This is a genomic window from Galactobacter sp. (genome assembly GCF_022712295.1).
GTDB lineage: Bacteria > Actinomycetota > Actinomycetes > Actinomycetales > Micrococcaceae > Galactobacter.
Genome location: NZ_JALAGT010000170.1, coordinates 1 through 10,073, shown reverse-complemented (window position 1 = coordinate 10,073; position 10,073 = coordinate 1). Strand labels below are relative to the sequence as shown.

Genomic DNA, 10,073 nt, shown 5'->3' with positions numbered 1-10,073 from the left:
GTCCAAGCCGGCTTCGTCACCGAATGTTCACCCACCCCGCTCTGGCAGGGGCCGCCAATGCCCTCCGAGCGCGAACCTCTATATCGTCGACAAACCGTGCGCGAAAAGTGCACTCATCAACAATCGGACCTACCAGTAGAGGTCTTGGGCCGCCACGGCCTGTGGCAGGAGGTCTACTCCATCGACGAGTCCTTCGTGGGATTGGCCGGCACGCCTGCGGAACTGCTGCAGCTGGGGGAGCGGATCCGGGCGGACATCGCTCGTTTTGTCGGGGTGCCCGTCTGCGTCGGGGTGGCCCCCACCAAGACCCAGGCCAAGCTCGCCAACCATGTGGCCAAACGGACGCCTGCGCTGGGTGGGGTCTGCTCCTTGGACTCCCTCGATCCCTCGGACGTGTGGGCGTTGCAGGAGCGCCTGCCCGTCACCGGCCTGTGGGGCGTGGGGCGCAAGGGTGGCGCCAAGCTGATCGCTGAAGGGTACGAGACCATCGCGGACCTGCGGCGGGCGGATCCCTCGGCGATCCGGAAGAAGCATTCCGTGGTCCTGGAACGCACCGTGAGGGAACTCAACTCCGTGTCCTGCCTGAACGCCAACGAAGTCCGGTCCGACCGCGCTCAGGTGCTCTATTCGCGCAGTTTCTCTCACCCGGTCACGACTCGTGCCGAGATGCGGGAGGTCGCGAACCTGTATACGCAGCGGGCCTGCACCCGGCTGGCGGAACAGGGGCTTCGTGCCCGCGTCCTGACCGTCTCCGCAGGGACCAGCCGCTTCTCAACGGGGGAGGCCTCGTTCCCGTCGATCTCCGTACCGCTGGCGACCCCCAGCGCCGATCCGGTGCTGCTGACGCGTCTGGCGGTGTCGGCGCTGGAGTCCATCACTCATCCCGGCGTGGACTACGTCAGGGCAGGGGTCATGCTCTCCGGCCTGGAGCGCGATGGAGAGCACGGGGGGCAGGATGCGCTCTTCTCTGTCGATGGTTCAAGGTCCCTCGGCGGCGCGCCTGTCGTGGGGCAGGAACCGGGAGTCTCGTCGTCGGCGGGTGGCGGACGGGACGACTCGGGCCAGGGTCTCAACGACGTCCTGGCCTCGGTGCGGTCCCGTTTCGGCACCACCTCGATCGGGCTCGGGGCAGGCGGCTTCGCTGAGGAACCCGAATGGAGTATGAAGCGGGACTTCCGCTCCAACCGCTGGACCACGGTCTGGGACGAGCTGCCGGAGGTTCGTGCCTAAGTGTGGAAGCCGGGCCTGAGTGTGGAAGCCGGGCCTGAGTGTGGAAGCCGGGCCTGAGGGTGAAAGGCGGGCCTGAAGAACTGACGCCGCACGCGCCGACGGCGCCGTCCCCGACCAGAAGTCGGGAACGGCGCCGTCGGGCACTGGTCCGTGAACCGTTTACTGCAGGTCCAGGATCTCCTCACGCGAGGCCAACGGGTTGTGGTGATGCAGAAGCAGCAGCTTCTGATCCGCCTCGGTGGTCTTCACGGAAATCAGTCCGTCGTCCAGGTCCGGGACCGTGGTCCCGACACGCTGCACGGTCACTGACGGGGACACCGGGTTGTAAGCGATCCAATCGGTGGAATCCACTGCCTTGGAGTCGCCGGAGTCATCGGTGTAGTACTCGTTCCAGGTGCTGACCTGGTACTTCAGCTTCGACGCGTTGGCCTTGGTGACGCCCAGCGACTTCAGCGAGACGGGGAGCACCGCCACGTTCGTGTCGAACGTGTTGGAGTCCACATCACCCATGAGCTCGTTGAGCGGCTGCAGATCCACGTCCTGGCCCTGTGCGTCCACGGTCTTAACGAGCGACAGGTCCAGATCGTCGGCCGAGGTGGTGAAGGATGAGTAGTCGGTCTTGCCATCGCCGTCCACGTCATAGTCGACCTGGATCTGGTTGGCGCCTGCCAGGTTGGGCCAAGCCTCTGCGGTCGCGACACCCACGCTCAGGACGCCGTTGTTGAGCCCCACGGACGGGGAGTTGGAGTTGGCGCCGACACTGGTCAGATCCATCTGACGTGCGCTGGGCACGTCGTCCAGTTCCTCACCCAGCTCGGGGCTCGTGGCGCCCAGGGTCAGGACGGAGACCAGGGACTGGTAACCGTTCTCGTTCAGGTCGATGCCGCCCAGAGTCAGGTCGGCCTCACCGGCAGAGATATCGGAATCGGCCACCTTCATGGAGGAGGTGGGCTCCGGGGTCGCGGTCACGGGGACGCGCAGGGTCGGCAAGCCGGTGGCGGTGAACTGCACACGGCCGGTCAGCTCGGAGAGGTACTGGCGATCAAGGCCCAGCTGCTGCTTGCTCATGGTGGGGTCCATGACCTTGGTGAGCTTGGTCGGGTCGACCGTGACGGTGACCTTCACGCGAGCGATACCCTTGGCGGGAACCTTGACGGAAGACTTGTTCAGCTTGACCGAGGCGCCAGGGACCGCTGTGGAGGCCAGGTACTTGGCGTCGTACACGCGGTACTGGTTGCTGAGGTTCTTCAACTCGATCTCGCGGGTGACCGTCTTGGAGTCGGTGCCGACTTCCACGTGGCCGAAGACCACGGACACCAGATCGGCAGCGTCCTTATCATAGGCGATGACCGGATTCTTCAGTGCGGCGTCGGCCTGCACGCGGCCCGAACCAACACGGTGCGGTCCGTAGGCCACCTTGCCTGCCTTGATGTCCTTCACCGCGGTGTTCATGACCAGAGCCTTGGTCTGATAGGCGGTGTAGTTGCCGCTGCCGGCCACGAGGGCGGCAATACCGGCCGTGTGCGGGGTGGCCATGGAGGTACCGGACTTGCTGGCTGCGCCATTGCCGCTGCCCACGTCGACAGAGCCGATCGCGGTACCGGGCGCAGCGACGTCGGGCTTGGAGACGCCGTCCTGGCCGTGTGCGCCACGAGACGAGGACGAGTTCAGGGTGTCGAAGGCGTGGGTCTCAGCGTTGTACGTGGCCTTGAGCTTGGGGTCCACCGTGACCTTCAGCGTGCCCTTCTTGGCGGCAGGCAGGAGCTTCTTGGAGCCGGACGCGGTCAGCTGGATGCCGGGGACCTTGGTGTTACCGGCAATACCGGCGCTGAAGATCTCCGTGGGGGAGTCAAGCACCACACCAGCCGCACCGGCGGCTGCGGCAGCGTCGAAGCGAGCGCCGGAACCGCAGGGGAGGTTCTCACCGGTGGGGTCGTCGGTCCAGTGCAGCCAGACCCACTTGCCCTTCACCTTCGAGTCCTTGATGGGCTCGCAACCAGTGGTGGTGGCATCGCCGTTGGGCACCACCACGGTGCCCGACTTGGCGGTGGTTCCCCATGCGTAGTTCACGGACAGCTGCGAGCCGTAGTCGCCCTTCACATTGGCAGGGGCGCTGACCTTGGTGGTGTCGATGGCGGCACGCGTGCCGATCGAGTTGGCCACGGTGAGCGAGGAACGGGAGTTACCGGGGGAGCCGCCCACGTCGGTGACGTCGCCGGCATTGCCGGAAGCCACCACGGACAGGATGCCCTGTTCGGTCAAAGCGTCCACGATCGCGTTCTCGGGGTCGTCTACGGGGGAACGGTCTGAACCCAGGGACATGTTCACGATCTGGGCGCGGTCGGTGAAGTCACCATCGTTGTTGGGGTCCAACACGTAGTCCAGGGCCTGGCCCACCACGGAGGAGGAGCCGGTGCAGCCGAAGACGCGGATGCCGACCAGACGGGACTCAGGTGCGGAACCGGGGCCCACTCGCATGGTCTTGGCCTTGGTAGCGGTCAGCTTGGAGTAGTCGCCGCTGAAGGTCTTGCCGTTGGAATCCACACCGTAACCGGCTGCGGTGCCTGCCACGTGGGAACCGTGTCCGGCCGCCTGGCAGTCCAGGGGATTCGGGTCCGGATGCGGAACCGGCTGGTAGGTGGGGTTGTCCGGGTTGGAATCGTAGTCATCGCCGACGAGGTCCCAGCCACCCAGGAACTTGGTCGAGTCGATGAGCCCGGAGCTCTTGGACGGCAGCTTCTCGGAGGCCTGCGCCTTCTTGTAGGCCGCAGTGGTGCCAGGGCCGCCGAAGGACGCGTGGGTGTAGTCGACGCCGGTGTCCAGCACGGCGATCGTCACGCCCTTACCGGTCTGCTTCTGCTTGGTCCAGGAAGCCAACGCACCGGTGTTGATGTCTGTGGGGGAGTTGGTGGGCGTCTTGGGAACGATCTTGGAGACCTTGACGACGTCCGAGCGCTTGGAGAGTTCGCGCAGCTTGGCCGCGTCTCCACGCAGGGCCACTCCGGGCAGCGCGTTGGTGGTCTTGTAGACCACCTTGGCGCCGGAGGCCTTTGCGACCGCGTCCGCCTTGGAGGCGATGTTGGCCCGGATGCTCTTGGTCTTGGCCTTGGTGGTCGCGTCGTTCTTGATGCTCTTGCTGAGGCCCTTGAGGGTATCGGCGCTCTGGGTCTGCTCGTAAGCGCCCTTGCCGGTGAACTGGACGTACACGTCCACGTCACCGGTGGCGGTGCGTAATTCGCTATTGACCTTGAGGTTTTGGAGGTCCTTCAGCTTCTTCAGCTGGGAGTCGGAGGCCTTCACGGCGGTGTTGTCGTGATCGTCCGGCTCTGCGTTGGGCGCTGCTTGAGCTGGAAGCGTGGAGAACGTCAGGGCTGCGCCTGCCGTCAGTGCCAGGACTCCGCTCAGCCAGCGTCGTGATCGCTGCGTCATGGTGCTCCTCGGGTGGGAGTGGGTGAGACAAGCCACGGGATGTGGCGTGCGCCTCAGTATCGTCTGACGCCGTGATGGGGAAAGTCAAGCAGATCTTTCATATCTCGAGATCTTGAAACACAATTTTCATACCGGTGTCAGCTTCATGCCCGACGACGCGCTACGGACGTACGCCGGGGGCGGCACCTTCCACGGAAGGTGCCGCCCCCGGCGGCGCGTCACGTGACCGACCGGTCACCAGGCGTCGGGCATGTGTGTCCTGCGGTTCAGCCGACCAGGCGCGCACCACCCTGGAAGACCGCGTCGAAGGGCGTAGCGGCGGAGAGCCGGTGCTCGATCGCGCTCGTGACGAAGGCCTTGGCGTTCTTGGCTGCCTGCAACGGGGACTCGCCCTTGGCCAGCTCTGCCGTGATGGCCGCGGCCAACGAGCAGCCGGCACCGGACACCGAGACCTCACCGATCTTGGGGGTTGCGAGCACCTCGGTGGTGGTGCCGTCGGTGAACACGTCCACGGCGTCCGGACCGGCCAGACGCACGCCGCCCTTGGCCAGGACCGCCGCACCGGACTTCTCGTGGATGATCTTGGCCGAGCGTTCCAGATCCTCGATCGAGGAGACCTTGATGCCGGAGAGGATCTCGGCTTCGAACTGGTTCGGGGTGACGAAGGTGGCCTTGGGCAGCAGCTTGGCCTTCAGCGCCTCATCGGTGTCCAGCGCGGCGCCGGGCTCCTGGCCCTTGCAGATCAGGACCGGATCCAGCACCACGTTCTTCCATTCCTGGTTCTCCAGGCCGGCCGCCACGGTGGCGATGGTGTCCGGGGTGCCCATCATGCCCAGCTTCACGGTGTCCAACTGGCCCGCGTAGGCGGCCTCGATGGCCTCCAACTGATCGGCGATGACATTGGGGGCCACGGGGACGAAGCGGTGGTCCCAGTTGTTCTTCGGGTCGAAGGAGACGATGCACGTCAGGGCGATGATGCCGTAGGTGCCGAGCTCCTCGAAGGTCTTCAGGTCGGCTTGGGCACCGGCGCCGCCAGTGGCCTCGGAACCGGCGATCGACAGGGCGAGGGCAGGAGTGGAATTGGTCATGGCTCAAGTCTAGGACCGCAGTTCGGTCTGCTCGCGCCCACATGAAAGAATGTCACCTGGTCGCCGGTGGATACCGCCGGGACGGGATGGTGGCAGCTCCCGACTTGAGTCCATACTGCCGTGCGCCATGTCTTGATTCCCGTCTTTCCTAGGAAGTACCTCCCGTGACCTCCAGCCCCGCACCCTCTGCCGAATCGTCTGCCGTACCGACCGCACGCTTCGCGCCGGTCGGCTCCCGTTTCTATGCCGTCCTGATGGCCACAACCGCCGTGGTGGTGGTCCTGTCCAACATCGGCGCGGCCAAGGGCGTGGAGATCGGCCCATTGGTGCTGGACGGCGGCTTCGTGCTCTTCCCATTGGCCTACGTGCTGGGCGATGTGGTGTCCGAGGTCTACGGCTGGAAGGCCTCCCGCAACGTGGTGCTGATGTCGTTCGCCATGGCGCTGCTGGCCGTCGGTTCCTTCTGGGTGATGATCCGTTTGCCCGAGGCCGGCTTCTACGAGGGACAGCAGGCCTTCTCCGACACGCTGGGACCGGTGTGGCGCATCGTGCTGGCCTCCGTGGTGGGCTTCCTGGCCGGTCAGCTCTCCAACGCGTTGATCATGGTCGCCATGAAGAAACGCCAGGGTGAGCGTGGACTGGTCTGGCGACTGTGGGCCTCAACCGGAGTCGGCGAGTTCCTGGACACGCTGCTCTTCTGCACCATCGCGGCCGGCGTCATCGGTGTCTCCACCGCCGGAGACTTCGTCAACTACGTCCTGGTCGGATTCGTGTGGAAGACCGCCGTGGAACTCATCCTGTCCCCGCTGACCGCACTGGTGATCGGTTGGTTCAAGAAGCGTGAACCCGGCTACTTCTCCGAGGTGGAGGCGGTGCCGGCCAAGAAGTGACGCGGCCGGTTGCATTCAGTCGTGGATGCCAGCGCATTCAGTCGTGGATCAGGGGTGCCCCGGGCGCCGTCGGTGAGTCCGGCCCCTCCCGGTCGGCGTCCGGTGCCGGAGCCTGTTCCGACGTCTTGGCAGTTGATGGCTTGACCTTGGGCACGCCCTCGGTATCCAGCACGTCCTCGTGTTCCTCCGCCTTGGACTTGGGTAGACCGCCGGCTTCCTTCACCGCCAGGTAGAAGGCTGACGCTCCGGGCACCACAACGTAAGGGTTGAGGAGTTCTCCGGTCTGCTCCGAGATCGGCTCCGCCTTGGGTAGGGCGTCGTCGCCGGCCGCCGGATGCCGCTGGCCCTGGGTGGGCAGGTCGTGGCGGGTGCTTTCCTCCGTGAATCCGAGTGCCGCAGGGTACGCCGGCTGCTCCGGTTCCAGGTGGGCATCCACCGTGGTGAATCGACCCACGGTGGGCGTGTCCGCCTCTGCGGAGGATGCACTTGCCGAGGCGTTGAGGAGAGGAACCACGTCCTCTGCGCGTTTCGCGTTCGCGGCCGCAGCATTGCCTGCGGCAGCCACCTCGGAGGCCAAATGCGCCGAAGCCCGCTCCAAGAGGGCAAGGATCTCCAGATGGCCCGATGGTCGGGTCGCGAGCCGGTCGGGCTCCCCGTCGGGCTGCGCACCGGAACCGTCGCCGAGCTCTGCAAGAACCTCCGCCGAGGCCCGTTTCGCCTCATCCACTGCAGCCAGCACGGTCTCGGCGCGCTCCGTGGCCTGGACGGACGGTGCGTCCAGTACCCGGGCCCCGACGTCCGCATCGCGTTCCAACAATTCCGCTTGATGCTGGGCGGACTCCTGCCATCCGTCCAGCCCGCCGGCCATCCGTGCCACATCTGCCAACCCGTTGACCCTGGCCACGAGTCCCCGGAGATTCGTGGTGGCATATCCCACCTGCGCCACAGCGCCGCTGGATCTCAGGCGTGATCTGGTGAAGCCGTCCAGTTGTTCGCTCCAGTACGCGCAGGCCGGTCGCACGTCCTCCAGCGCGCAGCGCAGCCGGTGCGCGGTCACGCTGGGGCCCACCATGTCCGACGGCCGGTGTTCGGCCTCGGCGCGCGGACGCCCCGTACCCACCTGGTCGCCTGTCTTCGGACCGTCACGGCCCACCTCGTCGATCAGCTCCGCGACGTGCGGGACCAGGGTGTCCAACGCTGCGATGGCATCCTTGCCGGCGGAGATCTCCTCCTGGGCCGCGGCGTAGCGGCGCTTGGCCAGGACTGCAATGACGACGACGGCGAGGAGCGAGGCCACTCCTACCGCCCAGAGGATCCCCGTGATGAGCGGCCCCAACGGATGCTTGCCGACCTGAGCGTCCACGATGCGGACCAAGCCGTCCATCCACTCGGCGTGCGCGAAATCCTGGTTTCCTGCCTGGCGGTTCTCGTCCACGTGGCCGTCATTCAGGTCCATCCCCGCGAACAGGCCGGAATCCGCATGCCCGTTCACATCGGTGATATTGAGGAAGACCACCAGTTTGTGCGGGGCCAGGTGCTCGTCTGCGAGCCAGTCCGGTTTCTCCTTCTTGGCCCTCGCAATCACCGTGTCGCGGACGTCGGAGATGATCTGACCCTCTTGGACAATGACCCAGATGTCCACATCGCGCTGATGTAGCCGCAGGTCCTCCAACCGATTCGTCAGCGCCTCGGCATTGACCGAGGAGGTGGATGTGGAGACCGACACGCTGTTGGCGGTGTGCCCCTTGTCGAGGGAGAGCCGATCGGTGATCAGGGCCAGTGCACACAGCACGGCAACGAGACTCAGGAGAACGTAGAAGCTCACCCGTAGGGTGGCTCCACCGAGCCCCAACTTCCGACGAGGCGGAAGGACGAGCCCGGTGCGCTTGACCGTTCTCGGAGTCTGGTTGCTCACGTCTCACCTCTTGGCTCTCGTTCGGGGCCGGAATCCTGGGCTGGAAACCTGGGCAGGACGCCGAAGGTCGGTGACGAGGTCAGCGTCCCTGCGGGTCTCCCGTACCAGCGTAATACTTGGCCAACACATCCTCCTTCAGCTGGAAGAACGTCGCGTCCTCGATCGCGGCACGTGCCCGATCCACCAGGCGCACGGTGAAGGCGATGTTGTGGATGGAGATCAGGGTGTGGCTGAGCAGTTCGTCAGCCTTGTAGAGATGGTGGACGTAGGCACGCGTGTAGTGCGTGCAGGTGTAGCAGTCGCAGCCCTCCTGCAACGGCGTGAAGTCCGTCTTGTAGCGGCGACCGGCCAGATTGAACCGGCCGTGATCCGTGTAGAACGCCGAGTTCCTGGCGACGCGGGTGGGAGAGACGCAGTCGAAGGTGTCAGCGCCGGCCTCGATTGCGGCGAAGATGTCGTCCGGTTCTGAGATGCCGAGCAGGTGCCGAGGCTTGTTCTCCGGGAGCACCTCTGCGCACCATCCCACGATGGTTCCCAGGTTCTCTTTTTCCAGCGCCCCGCCGATCCCGAAACCGTCGAAGGGCATCTCCGAGAGATCCGAGCAGGCCTTGCGGCGCAGGTCCTCGTACTGCGCGCCCTGGATGACGCCGAAGAGCGCCTGATAGGGCTTGCCCTCGCGTTCGTCGGTGAGCCGGAAATGCTCCAGGATGCAGCGCTCCGCCCAACGCCGCGTGCGTTCCAGCGCCTCCTCCTGGTATCCACGCGAGTTGTAGAGCGTGGTCAGCTCGTCGAAGGCGAACATGATGTCCGCGCCGATCTTGTGCTGCACCCCCATGGAGACCTCGGGGCTGAAGCGGTGCTTGTCCCCGTTGAGGTGGGACTTGAACCAGACGCCGTCGTCATCCACATTGGCCAGACGTTCCTTGCCGGGGGCCACGGCGTCGTCGCCGCCCGCTTGTGCGTCGACACCGGGAGCGCCCGGCCCGTTCATGTCGATGACCTTCTTGAACCCGGACCCGAGACTCATGACCTGGAATCCGCCGGAATCGGTGAAGGTGGGGCCGTGCCAGCCCATGAAGGAACCGAGGCCGCCGGCTGCGTCGAGCACGTCGGGCCCCGGCTGAAGGTAGAGGTGGTAGGCATTGGAGAGTACCGCTTGAGCATTGGTGTCCTCGACCTGCTCCGGGGTCACCGCCTTGACGGTGGCCTTGGTGCCCACGGTGATGAAGGCCGGCGTCGCGATGTCACCGTGGGGGGTGTGAATGGTTCCCGTGCGGGCGTGCGTCCCCTCCAGGCGGGTGCCGACGTCGAAGGAGAACTCGCTCTGGCGTGGGTGGCTCTCCGGCAGCTCCGGTTTCACGTAGGGTGCGGGTTTCGGCTGGTTCTGGGCGCGACGTCGGCGCTTGGCATCACTTGGCACGATCCCAAGTCTGCCTCATCCCTCCAAGTCCCCCGGCGTTGGACAAGTTGGTGGGGGCTGGACGCCAGCATGTCCAACGGGGGTGGGGGAGAGCACTGATG

General features: G+C 65.6%; 6 protein-coding genes. 2 read left to right on the top strand and 4 right to left on the bottom strand.

Annotated features, from left to right (window positions below):
* Window positions 1-1,230, top strand: a 1,230-nt coding sequence (locus Q0A15_RS12245) for a DUF4113 domain-containing protein (RefSeq protein ID WP_291279807.1), incomplete at its 5' end; no start/stop codon positions are given.
* A gap of 159 nt (window positions 1,231-1,389) precedes the next feature.
* Here the strand turns inward: Q0A15_RS12245 and Q0A15_RS12240 are convergent.
* A complete protein-coding gene (locus tag Q0A15_RS12240; protein ID WP_291279806.1) occupies window positions 1,390-4,659 on the bottom strand; it encodes a S8 family serine peptidase in 3,270 nt (1,089 codons plus the stop codon).
* Window positions 4,660-4,925: 266 nt separating this feature from the next.
* Entirely contained in the window at window positions 4,926-5,747 is an 822-nt protein-coding gene (locus tag Q0A15_RS12235; protein WP_291279805.1) for a hydroxymethylpyrimidine/phosphomethylpyrimidine kinase, read from the bottom strand.
* A 164-nt stretch (window positions 5,748-5,911) separates the two neighbouring features.
* Between Q0A15_RS12235 and Q0A15_RS12230 the strand changes: the two genes are divergently transcribed.
* Window positions 5,912-6,637: a queuosine precursor transporter gene (locus Q0A15_RS12230; RefSeq protein WP_291279804.1), complete on the top strand. Its 726-nt coding sequence runs from the start codon at window positions 5,912-5,914 to the stop codon at window positions 6,635-6,637.
* Between the two features lie 37 nt (window positions 6,638-6,674).
* On the opposite strand, the gene Q0A15_RS12225 is transcribed toward Q0A15_RS12230, so the two are convergent.
* Both Q0A15_RS12225 and tgt read right to left on the bottom strand, forming a co-directional pair.
* Window positions 6,675-8,552 carry a DUF5129 domain-containing protein gene (locus Q0A15_RS12225; RefSeq protein WP_291279803.1) on the bottom strand — a complete coding sequence of 626 codons (1,878 nt, stop codon included), beginning with the start codon at window positions 8,550-8,552 and terminating at the stop codon, window positions 6,675-6,677.
* A gap of 79 nt (window positions 8,553-8,631) precedes the next feature.
* A complete protein-coding gene (gene tgt, locus Q0A15_RS12220) occupies window positions 8,632-9,912 on the bottom strand; it encodes a tRNA guanosine(34) transglycosylase Tgt (protein WP_291279808.1) in 1,281 nt (426 codons plus the stop codon).
* Between the last annotated feature and the right edge of the window lie 161 nt (window positions 9,913-10,073).

Coding starts and splice junctions, on each gene's coding strand:
- Q0A15_RS12240 (WP_291279806.1), bottom strand. CDS start 4,659: ATGACGCAGCGATCACGACGCTGGCTGAGCGGAGTCCTGGCACTGACG.
- Q0A15_RS12235 (WP_291279805.1), bottom strand. CDS start 5,747: ATGACCAATTCCACTCCTGCCCTCGCCCTGTCGATCGCCGGTTCCGAG.